The 22,749-nt window shown below is 36.7% G+C and carries 17 protein-coding genes, 1 pseudogene and 1 riboswitch; of the genes and pseudogenes, 14 read left to right on the forward strand and 4 right to left on the reverse strand.

Translation table 11 applies throughout. The annotated features are described in order from the left end of the window. A partial coding sequence (locus ACEWK1_RS17690) for an AraC family ligand binding domain-containing protein (protein WP_416636543.1) occupies positions 1-742 on the reverse strand: 742 nt, incomplete at its 3' end. A 257-nt stretch (positions 743-999) separates the two neighbouring features. Here ACEWK1_RS17690 and ACEWK1_RS17695 point away from each other — a divergent pair. From ACEWK1_RS17695 to ACEWK1_RS17730, 8 genes are all read left to right on the forward strand, one after another. Continuing rightward, positions 1,000-2,154, forward strand: coding sequence for a DUF2264 domain-containing protein (locus ACEWK1_RS17695; RefSeq protein ID WP_232273450.1), 1,155 nt, complete (start codon positions 1,000-1,002; stop codon positions 2,152-2,154). 293 nt (positions 2,155-2,447) lie between these two features. After that, the gene (locus tag ACEWK1_RS17700) at positions 2,448-4,247 is read left to right on the forward strand and encodes a sigma-54-dependent Fis family transcriptional regulator (protein ID WP_212134962.1); all 1,800 of its coding nucleotides are present in this window, start codon (positions 2,448-2,450) and stop codon (positions 4,245-4,247) included. A gap of 197 nt (positions 4,248-4,444) precedes the next feature. After that, complete coding sequence (gene lpdA, locus ACEWK1_RS17705) at positions 4,445-5,800, forward strand: dihydrolipoyl dehydrogenase (RefSeq protein WP_212135180.1); 1,356 nt, start codon at positions 4,445-4,447, stop codon at positions 5,798-5,800. Between the two features lie 18 nt (positions 5,801-5,818). Next, the gene (locus ACEWK1_RS17710) at positions 5,819-6,775 is read left to right on the forward strand and encodes a thiamine pyrophosphate-dependent dehydrogenase E1 component subunit alpha (protein WP_212134960.1); all 957 of its coding nucleotides are present in this window, start codon (positions 5,819-5,821) and stop codon (positions 6,773-6,775) included. Between the two features lie 24 nt (positions 6,776-6,799). Continuing rightward, on the forward strand, positions 6,800-7,837 hold the full coding sequence (locus ACEWK1_RS17715) for an alpha-ketoacid dehydrogenase subunit beta (protein ID WP_121661799.1): 1,038 nt from the start codon (positions 6,800-6,802) through the stop codon (positions 7,835-7,837). 14 nt (positions 7,838-7,851) lie between these two features. Then, positions 7,852-9,093, forward strand: a complete 1,242-nt coding sequence (locus ACEWK1_RS17720) for a dihydrolipoamide acetyltransferase family protein (protein ID WP_121661798.1) — start codon at positions 7,852-7,854, stop codon at positions 9,091-9,093. A gap of 215 nt (positions 9,094-9,308) precedes the next feature. Continuing rightward, the gene (locus ACEWK1_RS17725) at positions 9,309-9,872 is read left to right on the forward strand and encodes a hypothetical protein (protein WP_212134958.1); all 564 of its coding nucleotides are present in this window, start codon (positions 9,309-9,311) and stop codon (positions 9,870-9,872) included. A gap of 146 nt (positions 9,873-10,018) precedes the next feature. Continuing rightward, the gene (locus tag ACEWK1_RS17730; protein ID WP_121661796.1) at positions 10,019-10,879 is read left to right on the forward strand and encodes a cation diffusion facilitator family transporter; all 861 of its coding nucleotides are present in this window, start codon (positions 10,019-10,021) and stop codon (positions 10,877-10,879) included. 29 nt (positions 10,880-10,908) lie between these two features. Here the strand turns inward: ACEWK1_RS17730 and ACEWK1_RS17735 are convergent, their stop codons facing one another. Next, positions 10,909-11,136, reverse strand: coding sequence for a hypothetical protein (locus tag ACEWK1_RS17735; protein WP_212134956.1), 228 nt, complete (start codon positions 11,134-11,136; stop codon positions 10,909-10,911). A gap of 184 nt (positions 11,137-11,320) precedes the next feature. Beyond that, positions 11,321-11,400: riboswitch (cyclic di-GMP riboswitch) on the forward strand. A 135-nt stretch (positions 11,401-11,535) separates the two neighbouring features. Here ACEWK1_RS17735 and ACEWK1_RS17740 point away from each other — a divergent pair. Next, positions 11,536-13,047, forward strand: coding sequence for a GGDEF domain-containing protein (locus ACEWK1_RS17740; protein ID WP_212134954.1), 1,512 nt, complete (start codon positions 11,536-11,538; stop codon positions 13,045-13,047). 826 nt (positions 13,048-13,873) lie between these two features. Here the strand turns inward: ACEWK1_RS17740 and ACEWK1_RS17745 are convergent. After that, positions 13,874-14,020: a hypothetical protein gene (locus tag ACEWK1_RS17745; RefSeq protein WP_162987329.1), complete on the reverse strand. Its 147-nt coding sequence runs from the start codon at positions 14,018-14,020 to the stop codon at positions 13,874-13,876. A 429-nt stretch (positions 14,021-14,449) separates the two neighbouring features. Between ACEWK1_RS17745 and ACEWK1_RS17750 the strand changes: the two genes are divergently transcribed. Next, positions 14,450-19,534, forward strand: a complete 5,085-nt coding sequence (locus ACEWK1_RS17750) for an OmpL47-type beta-barrel domain-containing protein (protein ID WP_269671084.1) — start codon at positions 14,450-14,452, stop codon at positions 19,532-19,534. Between the two features lie 640 nt (positions 19,535-20,174). On the opposite strand, the gene ACEWK1_RS17755 is transcribed toward ACEWK1_RS17750, so the two are convergent. After that, positions 20,175-20,321, reverse strand: a complete 147-nt coding sequence (locus tag ACEWK1_RS17755) for a hypothetical protein (RefSeq protein WP_162987328.1) — start codon at positions 20,319-20,321, stop codon at positions 20,175-20,177. A 383-nt stretch (positions 20,322-20,704) separates the two neighbouring features. Here ACEWK1_RS17755 and ACEWK1_RS17760 point away from each other — a divergent pair. The 4 genes and pseudogenes from ACEWK1_RS17760 to ACEWK1_RS17775 all read left to right on the forward strand — a co-directional run. Beyond that, a pseudogene (locus ACEWK1_RS17760) lies at positions 20,705-20,791 on the forward strand (YjcZ family sporulation protein); the annotation flags it as partial. Positions 20,792-21,039: 248 nt separating this feature from the next. Next, a complete protein-coding gene (locus ACEWK1_RS17765; RefSeq protein WP_212134952.1) occupies positions 21,040-21,336 on the forward strand; it encodes a hypothetical protein in 297 nt (98 codons plus the stop codon). A gap of 89 nt (positions 21,337-21,425) precedes the next feature. Then, positions 21,426-22,163, forward strand: a complete 738-nt coding sequence (locus ACEWK1_RS17770) for a polysaccharide deacetylase family protein (protein WP_212134950.1) — start codon at positions 21,426-21,428, stop codon at positions 22,161-22,163. 40 nt (positions 22,164-22,203) lie between these two features. Next, entirely contained in the window at positions 22,204-22,677 is a 474-nt protein-coding gene (locus ACEWK1_RS17775; RefSeq protein ID WP_212134948.1) for a GNAT family N-acetyltransferase, read from the forward strand. Positions 22,678-22,749: the final 72 nt, after the last annotated feature.

Below are 22,749 nucleotides of genomic sequence, written 5' to 3' on the forward strand. Positions count from 1 at the left end.
GTTTATTTGTCATCTGCAGTAATTGACAAGCTTGCTTGATTCTCCGAATAGTCAGATACTCTGTTAAGCTACTACCCGTTTCACGTTTAAAAATTCTGGAAACATATGACTTTGATAAATGAAGCTCATCTGATAGTTGCTCTAAGTCAAAGGGTTCCATATAATGGTCTTCTATCCATTGCATGATTCTTTCCGAATAGTAAAGTGGACGAAACGTTTTAGTTGAGGAAAGCTCAATCTTAGGTTCGGGAATGTTTGATCGAATACAAGAAAGCAATTGCAGCAGAAAGAGCTGACTATCTTCCTCCCAGTTGCTTTTTTGCAAAGACTTATGAAAGATCTCACAAGTCTCATATATGTATTCATAATCATTTTCTAGATCAAATGCATGAAGGGCATTTACACCATTCTGTAATTGCTTAAAAAAAGCATTCAGACCTGGAAATAAAGACAAACTGTCAAGAGTTAGTGGATCAAAGTGCATAATACTACGCTCATATGGAGTTTGAGGGGACACTTCAACATGTACCTTATGTAATTGAAAGGGTTGGAAAAAGAAAAGCATGCCTTTTTTCAGTTCATACGTCTGCTGGTTAACAATAACACGTCCTTTTCCGCGGTATACAAATAATAATTCACAGCCTTGATGCCAGTGATAGAAGCCTTGAAAATTCTTTTCAGAAACTCTACGGTAAATCCAATGAAATGGCTTTAAGTCAATTTGCTCAAATAAATGATTCATAATCTCCCTCCGTATAATCTTCCATCATGAAAAAAACTTTATCGTGAAAAACTTATTGATTATTCATTAAAAGACTCCAGAACAATAGAATGATATTTTTGATTATTATACAACAACTTTTCGGATAGTTGGCAGGTTATAATTGATTCACAACGATCATGCGGTAGTGCGTGCTATAGAAAAACACACTGAAAATGTTTTTAGAAGAGTATTCAATTTGACACAAATTTTTAAAATAATAGAAAGAAGGCGGAAAAATGAGCGTGGTTATTAATGAAGATCGAACATACTGGCTTCAATCTATGTTAAAAATAGCAAGCCCAGTTCTTCAACATTTAAAGGATGGAACATTAAAAAAAGAAATGCCGGTTGAAATGAAGGAAAACACCAAACGTGAGCAATTTTCTCATTTAGAAGCATTGTCTCGTTTGCTGGTAGGTATGGCTCCTTGGCTTGAAAAGAAATGTGAAAATAATGAAGAAGAAAACCTTCGCACTCAATACTGTGAACTAGCCAGAGTGGCCATCGATTCTGGTACAAATCCTGATTCACCAGATTATATGAATTTTTCTAATAATTTTCAGCCAATCGTTGATACCGCCTTTCTTGCTCATGCTTTTCTTAGAGCTCCAAACGAATTATGGGAGAAACTCGAGCCGAGAGTAAAAAACAATGTGATTTTAGCGATGAAAGCTACACGTTCAAGAAAGCCTGTTTATTCTAACTGGTTATTATTTTCAGCCATTATTGAGGCATTTTTATACAAAGCAGGAGAAGAAGACTGGGATCCGATGAGAATAGACTATGCAATCAGACAATTTGATCAATGGTATCTCGGAGATGGGGTCTACAGTGATGGTCCTGAGTTTCATTATGATTATTATAATAGCTTTGTTATTCATCCCATGCTTGTTGATTTAGTTGAAACGATTGGCGATCAATACAATGAATGGGAAGAAAAGAAAGAAACGATTATTAAAAGATCTAAAAGATATGCGGTCATCCAAGAAAGGAAGATTTCACCAGAAGGGACATTTCCACCTGTAGGTAGATCTATTGCTTACCGTTTTGGTGTCTTCCAAACATTAGCACATCACGCACTCCGCAAAGATTTACCAAGTGAACTAGCTCCTGCGCAAGTTAGGAGTGCTCTAACGCAAGTGATAAAACGAATGCTTGAGGCTCCTGGTACATTTACTGATTCAGGATGGCTTACAATCGGATTTTGTGGTCATCAACCTGATATTGGAGAAGGGTATATTTCTACAGGCAGCGTCTATTTGTGTGCAACAGCATTTCTCCCCCTAGGCTTAGAAGAATCAGATCCATTTTGGAGTCATCCGCCGATGGAATGGACATCAAAAAGAGCTTGGTCTGGTAAGGAATTTCCGATTGACCAATGCTTAACATAAATCTGGCTTTCGTCATACATTTATGACCAATGAAAAGAGAATGAGGTAGTAAAAAATCAGGGGAAACTTCAACATGTTTTCCCTTTTTTTTGCCTAATTTAACATCCTTCATTACACTTTCCTCAGCATTTGATTTGAATATAACTCTATATCTGCTTCCAACACAAGAATAAACCCCTTTATGTTTTTTTATTGAGATGGGACAAGGAACCTGACCCTTTGTCTCATTGATAGTAATTGAATCCAACTTCTGACAATTATATAATAAAAGGGTATACAAAGGGGGGATGTATATGAGTTCGGAGATTCGGCAAATGTGGGAGAGGTATATCTTTGAAAATAAACTAGATTCCTCAAAAATGGATAAGATGATCATTGATTCTTGGAAGCTTAGTAAGAAGTTTAAAGTAAACCCGAATGAGGGAATTGGCAACAAAATTCTTACAACAAGCGATTTTCAAAAAAGATTAAAAGAAAACGAGACTCTTATTTCATTGGCAAAAAGAAGTTTAGACCGATTTGGCATGTTATTTAAAAATATGGATTTTATTTTAGTCCTAACAGATGCAGATGGGTATATTTTATGGCAAGCAGGACCTGAGAGCTTACAAGGTATTGCGAGAGAGATGGGTTTTTTGCAAGGATCTCAATGGACCGAATCGGTGGTTGGAACCAATGCTATTGGTATTGCCTTACGAACAAAAGAAGCAAACATCATTCATGGATACGAGCATTTTGCTAAAGCCTCTCAGCAATGGAGTTGTGTGTCATCACCTATTCTTGGAGAAAACAGCCAAGTGAAAGGGGTCGTAGACTTATCCATGCCTTCTCATTACCCAAAGAAAATTGATTTTTTAGTAAGAGTCCAACTAATTGCCGATTATATTTCAGAAGCTCTGCAAAAAAAAGCATATGAAGACCAGAAGTATATGTTGCAATTTTATTCAACAAAAAAACAAGTGGGTATTCTGTGCGACTCCAGCATGACAATTCTACATATATCCCCTGATTTAATTGAAAACCCTGAAAATATGATAGGAAAAAAGCTTACACATCTTCCAAAAAGTAAATGGTTGCTTGAAAAACAGGAACCTATTTGGAGAGAAAAGGAATGTATAGGCTATTTTGTTTCTGTTTTAAAAAATGAGACTAAAAATAAAACGTTTCAATTTCCATATATTGTTGGACGAAGTCAAACGTATAATGAGTTACTAGAGGAAGTAAAAATTGTTGCGCCTACTTCAGCACCTATACATTTGTTTGGTGAAACAGGAACAGGGAAGGAAGTTTTAGCAAAAACAATCCATATGAATAGTCCTTTTTCAAATGGTAGACTCGTTTGTGTCAATTGTGGGGCCCTACCAGAAAATTTAATGGAAAGTGAATTATTTGGCTATGAAAAGGGTGCATTTACAGGCGCACATGCTAATGGCTATCAAGGGAAAATTGAGCAAGCTCATAATGGGACCTTATTTCTTGACGAAATAGAAGATATGCCGGCATCCATGCAATCTGATTTGTTGCGGGTTCTTCAAGAAAAAAAGATAACTAGAATTGGTGGCAGCAAAGAAATTCCACTACATTTTCGGCTCATCACAGCAAGCAATCAAAACTTAAAAAAGCTCGTAATGGAAGGTCAATTTCGGGAGGATTTATTTTATCGAATATATGTTTGTCCACTTCACATTCCTCCTTTAAGAGAACGTAAGGAAGATATATGTGAGTTCATCAAGGCATTTGAAGAAAGTAACTCTTGGTTTCCACACTGGGAAAACACCTTGATAGAAGTAGCTGAACAAAATCAATGGAATGGCAATATACGAGAGCTGAATAATTTTTTGGAAAGATGTTATGTGTACTATAGAGAAAGAATTCCCTCTAAGGAACAGTTGGTCGAATTGATTCACAAAGGTGGTTTGAACACACAAGCTGAAAAAGAGGGCGACACGGCAAACTTTAAAGATCAAATTGAAAAAGAACAGATCAAGAATGCACTGCTTCAACACAATGGGAATATTCCTTTAACTGCTGAACAACTATCCATGTCTAAAAGTACACTTTATCGGAAAATGAAAAAATATCATTTGAACTAATATGAAACAAAATGCGACGATTTGAAACGATTGTCGCATTTTTATTTTTTTTATGCTCTATAGCCCCACTATTATTGAGGTTTTTGTTGGCACGGTAATTGCTTATATAAATATAAGATCATCAATACAACAATTATTGATGTCTTTATTGCAAAACACTCAAAAATGCCACATTTTTTCACGATAGGAGGGAAGTAATCTTGCAGCACTTTGATTTAATTGTGATTGGAGCAGGTCCAGGAGGCTATGTGGCAGCAATTAGAGCTGCACAGAAAGGAAAAAAAGTTGCCATCATTGAAAAATCATCACTAGGTGGAACATGTTTAAATGTTGGGTGTATTCCATCAAAGACATTTTTACAGCACAGCGAATGGATTGAAAACATTAAAAAAGCAAATTTTCACGGGATATCTGCTGAAGTACAGGAGATTCATTACGAAAAGCTTGTGGAACGTAAAAATAAGGTTGTTAGTACGTTGGCACATGGAATTGAACATTTGCTACAAAAAAACAACATCACGTTAATAAAAGGTGAAGCAACCATTTTAAAAAGCATGATTGTAATGGTAAATAATCAAGAGTTCAAGAGCAAAGATGTAATTCTAGCAACGGGAAGTAGACCGTTTGTTCCACCTATTAAGGGACTACACAACGTGGCTTACTATACAACAGATACGTTTTTTGATATGAAGGAACAACCTAAAGAACTGATCATTATCGGTGGTGGAGTTATTGGAATAGAGCTTGCCTTTGCGATGGCTCCACTTGGAACAAAGGTAACAGTTATTGAAGCAGCAGATGATATTCTTTTAACCGAAGATGATGAAGCTCGCACGATCATCAAAAAGAAAATGAATCAACTTGAGATTACTTACTATACAAAAGCACAAATAGTTGAGGTCACACGAAACGAAGTACTTTTAGATCAACTAAAGGTCCCATATACACACCTACTTGTTGCAACAGGTAGAAAAGCAAATATCGATATTGCGAATGCTTTGCACTTAGAATTAGATGAAAGTCAAAGATTCATAAAGGTAAATCGTAACTATTTAACTAGTAAAAATCATGTGTATGCCATTGGTGATGTAATAGGAGGCTACCAGCTTGCACATGCAGCAAGCAAGGAAGGATTAGTAGCTGTCGCAGCCATTCTTAATGAAAGTCATTCTGCATTAAATCAAGAGGAAATTCCCAGAGCTGTTTACACCCATCCTGAAATTGCCTCTTTTGGCCTTAATGAGGAGCAAGCAAAGGATAAAGGATACAATGTGTTAACAAAGAAAATGACGTTTAAAACAAATGGTAGAGCCATTGCAATGGATGAAACTGTAGGATTTGTCAAACTAGTTACTGAGAAAAGCAATCATGAAATACTTGGAGCAGTTGTCGTTGGAGCAAATGCAACTGAGTTACTCAATCAAATACTAGCTGTAAAACATTCAGAGGGTAGGATCGAAGAGTTATGCAGCCTTATATATGGACATCCAAACTTATCAGAAACAATCGGTGAAACAGCCGAAAGTATGTTGTTTAAAGCGATACATGAATAATGAAGAGGAGGAACATGCATGAAAAGGAAAGATGCATTATGGATTTATCAAAAAATGAACGAAATTCGTCAATTTGAAGACAAAGTACATGATATTTTTGCAAAGGGTGAAATACCTGGGTTTGTGCACTTATATGCAGGCGAAGAAGCTGTTGCTACTGGCTTTTGTGCGCATTTAAGTGATAGCGATTACATTACAAGCACCCATAGAGGACATGGGCATTGTATTGCCAAGGAATGTGATTTAGATGGAATGATGGCTGAAATATATGGCAAAGAAACAGGACTTTGCAAAGGAAAAGGCGGTTCCATGCACATTGCGGATATTGACAAAGGCATGCTCGGCGCCAATGGAATGGTTGGCGGAGGCATTCCACTAGCTGTCGGAGCAGGACTTAGAAATAAATATTTAAAAACAGATTCTGTTGTGGTTTGTTTCTTTGGTGATGGTGCAGCAAATGAGGGGACATTCCATGAGGGACTTAATTTAGCGGCTATTTGGAAACTACCTGTTATTTTTGTTTGTGAAAACAATATGTTCGCAGAGGCAACCCCACAAACCTATGCTTCAGGTTCTAAAACAATTGCAGAACGAAGCGCTGCTTATAACATGCCTGGTGTAAGAATTGATGGAAAAGATGTGGTTGAAGTGTATAAAGAAGCAGAAAAAGCCATCAAGCGAGCTAGAAATGGAGAAGGCCCTTCATTAATTGAATGTGTCACATATCGTAACTATGGTCATTTTGAAGGTGATGCACAAACATATAAAGCAAAAGACGGAGCAGAAAAAGAGCTTGCCGAAAAGGATTGTATTTCCCTTTTCCGTCAATATGCGATCGATCATCATCTTATTTCTGAAATCGAAGCAGATGAAATCGAAAAAATTTCGGAAGAAAAGATCATAAAAGCAATTAAATTTGCTGAGGAAAGCCCGGAACCAAGACCAGAAGCTTTATACGGAGATGTATTTGCTTAAAATGATGAAAAGGAGTGATATGAAATGGAAAGAAAAATAACGATGATGCAGGCAATTAACGAGGCATTGGATATCGCAATGGCCCAAGACGAGCGAGTGATCCTACTGGGTGAAGATATCGCAGGTGGTACCACTGTTGAGCACTTAAACGAAACAGGAGCATGGGGTGGTGTTTTTGGTTTAACAAGAGGATTAGTTGAAAAATACGGAATAGAACGCGTCATTGACACACCGATTTCTGAGATGGGTTATATGGGCGCAGCTGTTGGGGCAGCAGCAACAGGGCTACGACCTATTCCTGAATTAATGTTTAATGATTTTCTTGGGTTCTGCTTTGATACGATCCTAGGACAAGGATCAAAAATGCGTTATATGTTCGGGGGGAAAGCAACAATTCCGATGACAGTCCGGACTAATCATGGAGCCGGTGCATCAGCTGCAGCACAGCATTCAGGGTCATATTACGGAATTCTTGGTTCTATACCAGGAATTAAAGTGGTTGTTCCTTCTAATCCATACGATGCAAAAGGATTGCTTCTTTCTTCTATTGAAGATGATAACATTGTTGTATTCTCAGAGGATAAAACCATTTACGGAATGAAGGGGGAAGTTCCGGAGGGTCATTATACTGTCGAAATTGGTAAAGCAAAAGTAAAAAGAGAAGGTACTGATTTAACAATTGTTTCAATCGGAAAAATGTTGTATGTAGCAGAAGAGGTCGCAAATCGTTTAGCAGAACAAGACGTCTCTGTCGAAGTGATTGATCTGTTAACAGTCGCTCCATGGGATCAGGAGACTGTCATAGATTCTGTTAAAAAAACAAACCGGTTAATTGTTATTGATGAATCGAATCCTCACAATAATACAGCTACAGACATTGCAAGCGTTGTTTCAGACAAGGCATTTGATTTTTTAGATGCGCCAGTTAAATGTATTTGTGCACCGAACACACCTGTTCCTTTTGCAAAGAACCTTGAAGAGCTTTATATTCCAAATGCAGATAAAGTCTTAAAAGTAGCAGAAGATATTATCTTTGATTTAAAAAAGAGAATCTTAGTATAAGGTGGTGAACAATCATGCCAACAGATGTTTTAATGCCCAAGTTAGGCTTAACCATGACGAGTGGTAATGTCGATGAATGGTTCAAACAAGAAGGTGAAGCTGTAAAAAAGGGAGAGCCGATTTGCTCCATTAGTTCGGAAAAATTAACGATGGATGTAGAAGCACCAGATGATGGGGTGTTAGTAAAAGTGATCGCACAGCAGGGAGCTGAAGTGCCAGTTAAAGAGGTAATTGGCATTGTGGCTCAACAAGGTGAAACCATCCATACTCAACCTGCCAACTCATCCCCTGATCGTACACTTGAAAAACGAGAAAAAGAACAGAAGAATGTAATATTGACCAAAGAACAAATAGAAACACAATCAGGACGTGTGTTTGCAAGTCCACTTGCTAGGAAATTAGCAAAAGACAAAAATATAAATCTCGCTTTAGTTCAAGGAACAGGTGGAAATAACCGAATTACAAAAAGAGATATTGAAGCGTATGAAATGACTTCTTCTAGGGAGATAGCTCCTACGACTGAAATCATTTCAACTCCAGTCAACACAATTGAGACAAACCTTGGGGCAGGACTTACAGGAATGCGAAAGGTGATTGCCAAACGAATGAGGAGTAGTTTAGCTCAATCCGCACAGTTAACGATACATCGAAAAGCTGATTTGACTGCATTCTCAAAATTTAAAAACAATATACAGAATCATCTGACCGAAACAGAAATCGCAGGTAGTCTTAGTCTTACTGTTTATGTCGCCAAAGCAACGATTCTTGCATTAAAGGAGTACCCTGAAATAAATAGTTGGTATGAACAGGATACAAATGGACTTAGAACCTTTGAAGAAGTTCATCTTGGTATGGCAACAGCTTTATCAGATGGACTTATGGTACCAGTCATAAAGAATGCTCATCAAATGAGCTTAAAAGAATTAAGTGCAAACATTTCAAGAACAACTCAATCTGCACGAGAAGGCAGCCTTTCAAACGAACAAATAACAGGTTCAACATTCACTATAACAAACCTAGGGCAAAGTGGTGTCGAATATTTCACTCCAATTCTAAATACACCTGAATCAGGTATTTTAGGGGTGGGAAGTCTTCAAGAAAAACTCACTCTTGATGATGAAGGTCAAGTAATGAAGAGCAAAGAACTGCCACTAAGCTTAACGTTTGATCATCAAATCATCGATGGAGCACCAGCTGCTGAGTTTTTGGGAAGAATTATTTATTATTTAGAAAATCCTTATTTACTTATCTTATAGAAATGTAAATATCGTTGCAAATTGTTTTACATGAAAAAGAAACTGTCGATTACAGTTTCTTTTTTCATGTAACTTTGTTTCGATATCATCCTTCTTGCATATTTACAATGCAAGGCTGAACCTTTTCTAGAGTCATTCTATTTCACCCAACTTCTTCATACCTTATTGATGGAGATTTAAACACACCAGAAAAAATGAATAGGTGGTGTTATAGGATGGGTAGGGTTAAAAGTGATTTACATTTGGTTAACCCTTGGAAAAATCAACAAACAAGCTTACTAAAAATGGTTTTATACGGTGTAGGATCAGGGGTTGTTGGAGCCATTTGCTGTGCTTTCGGTATGCTGGGAGGATTCGGATTCATTATTAGTGCTTTAGCAACACTTCCCATCATCTTAGCATCACTGGTGTCTATAGGTAGTGGAGCGATATCCTATTTCATTATTTTCCTTTTATTGTGCGTGATACAGCCAAGTGAGGCATATGTTTATCTAATGACACAAGGACTATTAGGCGTTGTAATGGGGATAGGTTTTAAGGTATGTAAAAAACAAATGACTATTGCTTTATCTTCAGGAATTGCACTTTTCTTGGGCATTATTTTTATTCTTACTGTTGCACAATTTCCTGTGTTAGGACCATCTGTAGGACCGAATATTGGGTGGAGTGTTATTTTATCTATTCTTCTTTTTTCCATTGTTTATAGTTGGATATGGGTTATAGGAGTTACACTGGCATTAAATTTATTTCAAAAAAGGGAACTACGTAAAAAAGTTTAAAGTAAATTTCACCTTAACTGTTTGGTGTTTCATTCACCAAGCAGTTTTTTATTTTTTTCTCCCTTTCCTTCAAGTAATAAAATACCCGATAAAAGCTAATGACTATATATACTTACATAAGTTTTAGGTCGTAGTGGGAGGAAAAGATGGAAAATACTAATTTAAAGAAAGCCGAGAAAGGTGTATGGATCAGCATAGCCGCTTATGTTTTTCTATCTACAGTTAAGCTAATTTCCGGTTATATGGGAAATTCAGATGCCTTAAAAGCTGATGGATTAAATAACTTAACGGACGTCATTGCATCTGTAACTGTTTTAGTCGGACTAAGGTTTGCCCAAAAGCCTGCTGATGAGAATCATAAATATGGTCATTCTAGAGCAGAAACAATTGCTTCGTTAATTGCTTCGATCATTATGTTTACAGTTGGTATACAAGTTATTGTCGATGCTTTTAACAATCTAAGATCTCCGGCAGAGACTACACCACAGCTGTTTACAGCGTTTGTTGCTTTATTTTGTGCGATTTTCATGTTTTTTGTTTATCGATATAATCGTAATTTATCCAAAAAACTTGAAAGTAAGGCACTTTATGCTGCTTCACAGGATAACCGTTCTGATGCATTAGTGAGTATAGGTGCCGTAATCGGGATTGTTGGAGCTTATTTAGGTTGGGGCTTTTTAGATCCTATTGTTGCTGGTATTGTGGGGCTAATCATTATTCATACTGCATACGGAATATTTAAAGAAGCTGTTCATGATTTAACAGATGGCTATGATGCGGAGAAATTAAAAGAAATAGAAGAAACGATTAAAAATACACCAGGAGTTACCTTCGTAAAAGATATAAAGGCTCGCGTATCCGGTAATCAAACCACAGTAGATGCGATCGTTTTTGTGAAATCCACTCTTTCAGTTGTGGAGGGACATGGCATTACAGATAAAATCGAGGAAAGACTTCGAGATATGTATAATATTGAAAGAGTTCATATCCATATAGAGCCACACTAAGAAAGGGAAGAGCGGATTCTTCCCTTTTTTTACTTTTTCTCATAAACACTAATTAATGATTCAAGAAACTCAAGTTGCAGCTCATATTGCTTAAAAATGCTTTGAAACGTTAACGAAGTGATCTCGTCAATCTCAATATATTGCTTTTTTGATCGCATTCCTTGTTTTTGTTGCTCGAGTTCCTTTTCGATGATTTGCTTTTGTGAGTGAAGTGCTTCAAGCACAGCATGTTTATCTAGGCTTGCAATAAAGCTCAACCCTGTATAAAGCTGTGTTGGTAGCTGAACAGAAGGGGCTGATAATAAGTCGTAACCATTGTGAAGTAAACTAACAATTCGACATCGTTCGCTATACTCTTAGTTAATTATGGTAAAGAGGACTCATATATGTAAAAAATAGTTATTTCATTTCTAGTAAAAATAGACTATACTACTTTAAAAGAATATTTTTTGGCAAACTATGTGAAAGCATAGGACGCAAAGCCACGGGTCTACGCACAGCACGACAGCCGGGTTACATATCTTTACATAAAACTGCTGTGCTAAGCAGTTTTTTTGTTTTTTGTCAGTTTCTTATATTATATCGGTTTTCTAAATGTATAGATTTAGAAAGCAAGAGGTTATAACATCATTAGTGTTATTTAGTAGGTGAGGGTTTTGCAAATTTTATTTTTCAGTTTAATGTATCTGATTCCTGCGATTATCTTTATTTTTTTTGCAGGTATGGTTTATGGTCATAATCGAAAAAGTTGGAAGCATATTACATGTAGTTTATTTTTTCTTTCGTCGTCTCTATGGTTTTTTGGCGTATTTACTTCTTTCCTTATTTACCCTAAATATTTTGATCATATCGTTGTGTACTGGATAAATGGTTCGATCGCTATTAGTGCTTTGTTATCACTGCATCTTTTTTTAATCAATGCTAATATGTATAAGACCAAAAACGGGAAGTTATTTAAGCTATTATTTATACCAGGTATCATTGGGATCGCAACGATTCCATTTGATTCATGGATGCTAAAAGGCTTTGATGAGAACGCATTAGACCCTATGTTTATTCCAGGTCCTGGGTTAATACTGTTATGGATTGTTGATTTTGCTTATCTTGCTGTAAACCTTTTCTTAGCAGTAAAGGAAATGAAAAAGGGAAATCAAGCAGCAAAATTATGGTTCAAAGGGATGCTCTCATTTTTTGTATGGACAATAACGATGCTAGTAGGCTCTATTCTTTTACAGAATACGGAATTTGACTTTATCACTTTCTTTGTTCCGCACGGCTCATTATTTTGGGCATACGCGATCTTCCTAAGTATGGCAAAATATGATTATTTATCATCGTATGAGAAACGATATAACATCTTGTTTCAGCGATCTCCACTAGGGATCCTCCTTATGGATGAAGAGGGAATTGTTCATGAGGCTAGTCCACAGGTAGCCAATTATCTAGGTGTTAGCAATGAGGAACTTATTCAACATTCGATCCTAACTTTTTTAAATGGGGTTGATAAGGAAAGGTTTATAAAAGCACATCAAACTTTTTTCCAAAATCGTATTAGGCTTACAAACGAAGAACTTTCATTTATTAATAAAACAGGGGAAGAAATAATATTATCGTTTGATTCTGACTTTATTTTACTTGAAGGAAAAACACTTCAATTTGTTATGGTAAAAGATGTTACAGAAGCCAAAAATAAGGGGAAACGTGAGTATTATCTCGCATACCATGACATTTTAACAGGTTTATCAAACAGGGCCGCTTTTGAAATAAAAATTCAAGAGCTCATAAATAGAAAAGAAATGTTTGACCTCGTTTTGCTAGATCTTAATAAATTAAAGCAAATAAATGATACATTAGGACATCAGGCAGGAGATCATGCGATACGATACCTTGCAACAATTTTACAAGAAGCAGCTGGAACTGAGCATCATACCGCAAGACTAGGCGGTGATGAATTTGTTTTGTTACTAACAATTGATAAAACAGAATCCATTATCAAACAAATTCGCAAACAATTAGCTATTCCCATGAAACTATCAAATTCAGAACAAATGACCCTTTCGGCTAGTATTGGTATTAGTCGTTATCCTCTTGATGGAGAAATCATGGATGAACTATATAGTGTAGCAGATAAAAGGATGTATGAAGAAAAGAATGATGTGAAGTTGTGAAGATGAATATTTATTTAGGGCCAGAATCTTAGTTATCTACTTAACTGGGGTCTGGTCTTTTTGTAATGAATGACAAAAGGGGGATGAAAGAGGCTGTACTGTCGTTGTTCAAGTTAATGATCACCAATAATTTATTCGAAACAGCTATTAATGGTGTTCATAATTATGGTGAATACCAAAATTTTCATCTGAGATGTCACTAAATGGTCTTCATTACCTCGATGAAGACCAAAACTTTCATCGGAGGCACTACTAATGGTCTTCATTACCTCGATGAAGACCAAAACTTTCATCGGAGGCACCGCTAATGGTCTTCATTACCTTGATGAAGACCAAAACTTTCATCGGAGACACCGCTAATGGTCATCATACCCTCAATGAAGACCATTACTCCGGTCAAAATCACCTCCAATGGTCTTCATAACCTCAATGATGAACAACACTCCGATCAAAATCACCCCCAATAGTCTTCATAACCACAATGAAGACCAACACTCCAATCAAAATCACCACCAATAGTCTTCATTACCTCAATGATGACCAACACTCCGGTCAAAATCACCTCCAATAGTCATCATAACCTCAATGAAGACCAACACTCCAATCTAAACCACCACTAATGGTCTTCATTACCTAAATGAAGACCAACACTCCAATCTAAACCACCACTAACGGTCTTCATTACCTCGATGAAGACCAAAACTCCGACCAAAACCACCACCTATGTTCTTCATATCCACGACGAAGACAAAATTATTAATATTTAACAACGAAAAAAAGCTATTGTGCCAGAGCACAATAGCTTCATTATCTACTATATTCACACTTACATATAATCGTAAACAGAATCTTCAAAGTAGAGCCAGTGAAAATATTCGATTTGTGAATCATCCATTTCAGCAATTTCTTTTTCGTTGAATTTATGTTTTTTTAGTAAATCATTCACTTTGAAATCTCTAGCTTGTTGGCTCATTTTACATCCTCCTAATTTAAAGAAGTTACGCTGTGTAAACCTTTCCTGAACTTCTTGGTTTTATTATATATCTCAAAATGAGATTAAACCAATATTAATTTGAGATGATTTACCAGAAAATGATATAAAAAAGGGATGTAAACAAAATACCTATACGTTTAACTTTTTAATCAGCCTTTTGTCATGATATTTTCAAAGTTACCAAGAAAAAGGATTTACAATACAGCGAAATATAGGAAGGTATAAAGAACTACAAAAAAATCATATCTGTTTTTTAAACGAGAATGTCTGAAATTTATATATCTTAAAATTCTGACAACATCTATCATGTAAAATTGTAAGGGTTTTCAAAATGGAATAAAGGGAGGGATACGTTCATCACGACAAGGCATAAGGCGACTATTTTCAATAACGAAAGGTAGTGAACTTATGAAAGGTAAGAGAAGAGGTAGGAAGCAGGCTGCAATCTTATTAAGTGCCATGCTAGTATTATCTAATTTTCCTATTAGTTTTCAAGCAGCAAAGGCAGAGGAAAATGTAGTAACGAAAAAATTTGATTTTGGAACTTCATCAAGTGCGGTAAAAGATGGATATAGCAAGGTTTCAGAGGAGTCCTCTTATAGCGAAGAAATTGGATATGGTTTTCAAGATCCATCCAAGGTCGTTTCAGGAGATAATGGCACTTCTGATGCTTTACAGTCCGATTTCATTTCAACACAAGAAACAAGTCTTAATGTAGATTTACCAAATGGAGATTATACTGTTTCCGTTATTGCCGGAGATTCGAAGGAAGCTACTAATATAGGTGTGAAAGCTGAAACCATACAAAAGGTTCAGGATACAGCTGTCGCAGCAGGGGAATTTATAGATCGCAGCTTTTCAATTGCTTTAGTAGATGGACAATTAAATGTTGAGTTTACTGGAAATAATCCAAAAATCAATGGTCTTGTTATTACTGAGCTTGCTAAACGTAAAGCAGGTGAGAAGCCTACCGTCTATATTGCAGGTGATTCTACTGTCCAAACATATGATGAATATTGGAAGCCTGAAGCAGGTTGGGGTCAGATGATTCCACGCTACTTTAATGATGACATTCTATTCGACAATCATGCGATTGGTGGAAGAAGTTCTAAGTCATTTATTTTCGAAGGAAGATTAGATAATATTTTGACGAAAATCCGTCCTGATGATTATTTTCTTATTCAATTTGGTCACAATGATGCAACGATTAGCAGACCTGAGCGATATGCATCTGTTCCGGATTATAAAAATTACTTAAAAACCTATATCAATGGAGCCCGCCAACGTGGTGCCACTCCAATCTTAGTTACACCTGTTGGCCGACGTGATTTCAATCCAGATACTGGCATTTTTAATGTGAGTTTTCCTGAATATGTAGAAGGTATGAAAGAAGTGGCAGCAGAACTAGATGTAGAGTTGGTTGATTTAAGTACACTTAGCCGTGAATATTATGACTCTATTGGACCTATTGGGACTCTTTCTGTATTCCTTCATACAGAACCAGGAATTTATCAAGCATTTCCAAATGGTTCTCAAGATAATACGCATTTCCAGGAGTATGGAGCGATTCAAATTGCACGCCTTCTATCGTCTGGAATTAAAGAGTTAAGTAGTCCGCTAGCTTCATATGTAACAGATGTTGAGCCTCCAGCAAATGTTCCAAACAAACCTACTGGTGTAACAGCTAACAGCATCAGTAATGCCGGGGCAGTGTTAACATGGGATGAAGTAGAGAATACCGATATTTATAAAATTTATCGTAAACTCTCAACTGAAGAAAATTATGTTTTAGCTGGTACCTCAACTATTCCTAGAATCAGCTTATCAGGTATGGATGAAGGAAAAACCTATCATCTGCAAGTGGTTGCTGTAAACGGAAAAGGAGAGTCCGAGCGTTCAGATGTTGTTGAAATTAAAACAAAAGAAGCAAACTTAAAGTTTGACTTCGGACCAGTTGGTAGTCCTGTTGCTGAAGGGTATACGAATGTTGATCTTAATACTGTATATACCGAAGAAAGAGGATATGGCATTAAAGATAACACAGGTATGATTACACGTGACCGTGGAGATGGAGATACACCACTTCGAGATGTAACGCGTGATTGGCTAGGATATTTTAACAATGGCTGGGAATTCAAAGTGGATGTACCAAATGGATTGTATGCTGTAAAGGTTCATGTCGCTGATTTCCTTGGAAGTGCTAGAACAGACGTATCAATCGAAGGGAAAGATCTTGGTCCTGTAAATGCTCCAAGTCGAAATTATACCTCGAAGGTGTTTTCTGATGTTTCTGTAACAGATGGTCAAATGAATGTAAATTTCAAAGGATCAACAGGCATTGCCAATGGTCTTGAGCTTACGCCAATTTTACTTGCACCATCAGAATTGAAGGCTGAAGAAGTAATAATTGACCCTGAAAATCCGTCTGTTTCTCTATCATGGAAAGCTGTAGAAGATGCAGCAAAGTATAATATTTACCGAAAAGTTGCTGGAACTAATGAAATAGAGCTTATTGATACATCGGCAACGAATTCATACAAAGATACTAGCATCGATGTTGGAATGGACTATGAGTACACAATTACGACGATTGATCGTGCCAATGTTGAAACTGTTCCTTCTATGCCATTAGCTGTATCAATGATTGACCCATCTGTTTCTGTTCCAAATGCACCTGTTAATCTTAAGCTTGGAGATGTGAATAAAAACGATCTTACATTTAGCTGGGATAAAACGGAAGGAGCAAAAACATATAATGTGTATCGATCTGAAAAGAAAGATGGCACATATCAATTAGTTGGGAAAACAAGTGAGTCGAAATATACAGATAAAACGGTTTTAACCACTATTAAGTATTACTACAAAGTTGCAGCAGTTAATGCCGGTGGAATCTCCGAAAAATCTGAAAGCCTTGAAACACCGGCAGTTACAGTTTTAAAAAGACAAATGGAAACAATTGATCGAGGTCTAGTAGCTGTTAAAACGGACGAAGGCGTTTATCTAGGTTGGAGATTATTAGGCACAGACCCTAAAGATGTGTCATTCAATCTCTATCGTAATAATGAAAAAATGAATTCTTCACCTATTTCAGATAGCACAAACTTTGTTGACAAAGAAGGAAGCGTAAATGATGTTTATGAGGTAAGGGCAGTTTTAGATGGGAAAGAAAAGAAAACAAAAGATCGCACAAATGTGTTAAGCAATAACTTCTTAGACATTCCACTTGATAAGCCAAAGGATGGTGTTACTCCATTAGGAGATCCTTACACGTATTCTGCAAATGATGCAAGTGTTGGAGATCTTGATGGCGATGGCGAGTATGAAATCATTGTAAAATGGAATCCATCAAACGCAAAAGACAACTCGCAAGCTGGATACACTGGTAACGTGTATATCGATGCATACAAGTTGGATGGCAAAAGACTGTGGAGAATAGATCTTGGTAAAAATATTCGCGCAGGTGCTCATTATACTCAGTTTATCGTTTACGATTTTGATGGAAATGGTAAAGCAGAGATTGCCTTTAAAACGGCCGATGGAACAGTGGATGGTCAAGGAAACGTCATTGGTAAGAAAGACGCGGATCATCGAAATTCATCAGGTTATATCCTTCAAGGCTCAGAGTATCTCACCGTATTTGAGGGTGAAACAGGTAAGGAACTTGTAACGACAGATTATGACCCACAACGCGGTGATGTTGCATCTTGGGGTGATTCCTATGGCAACCGTGTCGATCGTTTCCTTGCTGGAGTAGCGTATCTTGACGGTGAAAAACCTAGTCTTATTATGGCAAGAGGCTATTACACTAGAACCGTTGTAACAGCTTATAACTTTAGAGATGGTAAGCTAACAAAAGAATGGACATTTGATACAAATAACGAAGGCTATAGTAGCTGGGCTGGTCAAGGCTATCATAGCTTAAGTGTAGCTGATGTTGATCATGATGGAAAAGATGAGATTGTTTATGGTCAAATGACGATTGATGATGACGGCTCTGGCCTTTATAACTCAGGATTAGGTCATGGTGACGCGCTTCATGTTAGTGATTTAGACCCTAATAAACCGGGACTTGAAATTTTCTCTGTTCAAGAAAATAAGAATGCGAAATATGGCTTTGATCTTCGTGATGCAGAAACGGGTGAATTCATCTGGGGAGTACAAACTGGTGAAGATACAGGCCGTGGTATGACTGCTGATATTGATCCTAATTATGAGGGCGCTGAAGCTTGGGCCATTTCAGGTGAATGGAATAGTACAACTGGTGGATTGTATTCAGCTACTGGTGAAAAAATCTCAGAAAATATTCCATCTTCAAACTTCAGTATTTGGTGGGATGGAGATCTTTTACGAGAATTGCTCGATCATAAATGGGATGCAAATAAAGGTGTAGGAACCGGAACAATTGCAAAATGGAATTATGAAGACAAAAAACTTGAAAATCTATTACTTGCTGAAGGTACTTACTCAAATAACTCAACAAAGGGTACCCCTTCTTTACAGGCTGATCTTTTAGGAGACTGGAGAGAAGAAGCCATTTGGAGAACAGAAGACAGCAGTGCCTTACGCCTGTACACAACAACAGCTGTAACGGATCATAAAATCTATACTCTCATGCATGATGCTCAATATCGACAATCGATCGCATGGCAAAATGTTGGCTACAACCAACCGCCACACCCTAGTTTTTACATTGGTGAAGGAATGGAAGAACCACCAACACCTAATATCTATTTAGTGTCTGCTGAGAAAAAAGATGAAAACGCACCTGAAACAACCCATGAAATTATTGGAGAAGCTCAGAACAATTGGTACAAAGAAGCTGTTCAGATTAAGCTTACTGCAGTTGACAATGAGACTGAAGTAGAGAATACCTACTATAAAGTAAATAACGGCTCCGAACAAACTGGAACATCTGTTACGATTCAAGAAGACGGCAAGCATATCATTCACTATTGGAGTGAAGATGCAGCTGGTAATGTTGAAGACATGAAAGAAGTAGCAATAAATCTCGACACAACCTCACCAATCATTACCTTTAACCTTGAAGATGGAACAGTTTTTGGCATCGATCAAGAAATAAACGTCACTTGTGAAGCTGTTGATGCTCTATCAGGCATCGAATCTTCTACCTGTAAAGAGAACTCACAGCCTGCCTATCAACTAGGAGTAGGAAATCATGAGTTTACTGCCGAAGCAATTGACCTAGCCGGAAACAAAACAAACAGTTCCATTTCTATAAAAGTCGTAGTAGATTATGATAGCTTAGCAAACTTAACACAACAATTTCTCAAAGAAAACGGAGAAGAAGCTAATCTCCAACCATATCTTACAAAAATAGAAGCTGCTAAAAAGTCAGACGAAAAAAATAATATAAAAGCAAGAAATGGACAATTAAATGCATTTATCAACCATGTGAAAGCTAAAACAGAAAAAGAACTAACAACAGATCAAGCAAACTATCTTATTCAATTTACAGAAGAATTGATGAACTAATTGGCCGTGGGTGGGCCGTGTGCTTGGGTGGGCCGTGGGGACAGGTTCCTTGTCCCACCCATCAAATGGTGATAACGACAAAAGTGGAGTGGATTAAGCTTATATTGTTGTTCATAGGTGGATGAACGACATTTGGGGGGAGAATCGAGCTTGGATTGTCGTTCATAAGGTGGATGAACGACATTTAGGGGGAGAATCAAGCTTGGATTGTCGTTCATAAGGTGGATGAACGACATTTTGGGCTAGAATCGAGCTTGGATTGTCGTTCATAAGGTGGATGAACGACATTTGGGAGTAGAATCGAGCGTAGATTGTCGTTCATAAGGTAGATGAACGACATTCGGGGGGAGAATCGAGCTCGGATTGTCGTTCATAACCCCGATGATGACCAACAACCCAATAAAATCTCACTCTAACAGTCTTCATAAACCCGATGATGACCAACAACCCAATAAAATCTCACTCTAACAGTCTTCATAAACCCAATGATGACCAACAACCCAATAAAATCTCACACTAACAGTCTTCATAAACCCGATGATGACTAACAACCCATTAAGGACCAAAACTTATAAATTTAACTACTAAAAAAGCTATTGTGCCACAAGCACAATAGCTTAACTATTTTATATAGTAATACTTACATATAGTCGTAAACAGAATCTTCGAAGTAGAGCCAGTGAAAATATTCAATTTGTGAATCATCCATTTCAGCAATTTCTTTTTCGTTAAATTTGTGTTTTTTTAGTAAATCATTCACTTTGAAATCTCTAACTTGTTGGCTCATTTGACATCCTCCTTATGTAAAGAAGTAGCGAGATGGTTATGCTTTGTAACCCTTTCTTGAACTTCTTGGTATCATTATATATCTCAAAATGAGATTAAACCAATATTAATTTAAGATGATTTCACGGAAAATGATATTAAAAAGTTATTTATGCTTGCATGACCATTGAAATGCTAAACTACACACCAGAAATCGCTTACACTTTTCCGTTTCTAAAGTATTTCAAAAAGACAAAGATAGGCATCACATTTACAAATTTCAGGGAATTCACAATAGGAATAAGCCCAGTTATTCAATCCATTTAAAAAAATAATCAAAATGCCCAAACGAATTTATTCGTGCAACATACTATGAGAATTGAGAAGTTTGGGAGGTGAAGGTAAATGAGTGAAGCAGTAGGCGGTTATGGTGCAGGCTTTGCACTGATTGTTGTTTTGTTTATCCTTCTAATCATTGTTGGAGCTAGCTACACAACAGGTGGTTATGTTGACGGAGGATATGGTTACGGTGGTTACGGATATGGAACTCCTTGGTTCTAAGACTAGAAAAATGATCGGATTTTATGCAGAAGGCTCCTATATAGGAGTCTTTCTGCTTTATTTAAAGCATCGTCTATACATAATAACCATTTCCATCATATATTACAGTAAACAATCTAACATATTAGTCATACCGTGCTGCAGAGAAGGACCCTTTACATAAGAAGGGAGAAGAAAACATGATGAATCACCATCCTCAAGTTCCAAAAGGTATTCAATGGGTTCTTGTTATCGTTTTATTTGTTTTGCTCATGATCATTGGAGTTATTTCTTATCGTAGATTAGTCGTTCACAAACCAACTACTTCGGAACTCCCGAAACCAGTTCTTTATACAAATAAAAAAAATAATCGAGTTTCAGACATGATTCTGATTGCTGTGCTATTCATTTTATTAGTCATCGTAGCTGTTGTCTTTAAAGCTAGCAAGGAAAACCAACAAAGGAAAATGCTGTATCAGTATTTTTCACTCACATAAGCATGATGCACCTCCTCATGGAATGAAGAGGTGTTTTTTCATTTTTTTAGGAACAATAAAAGGTAAAAGACTGTAAAGCGAGGAATAGGATGAAAACAATCACAACGACCATAGTTTTGTACGTTGTCACATTAGTACTGCCATTACATATTTCAGCTCAACAACAAGTTCCGATTTTAATTTATCATTCCATTGACGAGTTTAAAGGACTTGGTGACAAGGAGTTGTATGTAACTCCTGAAAATTTCGAAAAACAAATGAGGTATTTACGAGACAATGGATTCACCTTACTAACCTTTGAACAATGGCAAAATCTTGATAACGTAGAGAAACCGATTTCCATCACCTTTGATGATGGATATAAAAATAATTTGAATGCATTTGCCATTTTAAAAAAGCTGGCTAATGAACGCTTTAAACCCGCGGCTACTATTTTTGTGATAAGTGACTTTATCGGACGTACGAACCGATTATCACCAGCAGATTTAAACATGCTGTCTGACTCGGGGATCATCTCCATCCAATCTCATACAGCAACACATCCTGATTTAACGAAAATATCGATGTTTGAACATGAACTGAAAGATTCGAAAGATAAAATTTTTAACATAACCGGAGAACCAGTTATAGCACTTGCCTATCCCTACGGAAATACCAATAACAAAGTTATAGAAGAAACAAAGAAATATTACTCTTTTGGCCTCACAACAACTCCTGAATACTTTTCTAAAAAAGGCATTAAAAATGAACTTTATCTTTTACCACGTATTTATGTTAAATATTCAACTACACTTGATGATTTTGCTAAAATAGTAGAAAGAAAGTGATTTGAAGATATTAAGATATTACATAATGTAGGTGATTAAAATGAACATTCGCCCAGTAAAAGGCTCAGATTATGATGTTATTTCTCCATTAATTAATGATTGGTGGGGTGGCAGAAATATGTCTGATATGTTACCAAAGCTATTCTTTGACCATTTTACACAAACTAGTTTTATTGCAGAACAGGATCATCATATTGTTGGTTTTCTTATCGGATTCCTTTCTCAAACTCATCTAAATGAGGCATATATTCATTTTGTTGGAGTTCATCCAGAATACAGAAAACATAAGATCGGAAATCAATTATACGAGTCCTTTTTTGAAGTGGTTAAGCAAAATGGGAGAAACATTGTTCGTTGTGTCACGTCCCCAGTTAATAAAGGGTCAATTGCGTATCATACCAAAATGGGCTTTGAAATTGAGAGGGGAGATAAAGAAATAGAAGGTATTTCAGTAAACTCTGACTATGATGGGCCAAATCAAGATCGAATTTTATTTGTGAAATATTTAGAATAAGTGCTCAATATCGTGGTAAACCAATATAGAGGTGATCTCTCTGGCTGCCCATATAGAAGGAAGTATGAAAAA

Source organism: Metabacillus sp. YM-086, from assembly GCF_048059995.1.
Classification (GTDB): Bacteria; Bacillota; Bacilli; order Bacillales; family Bacillaceae; genus Metabacillus; species Metabacillus litoralis_B.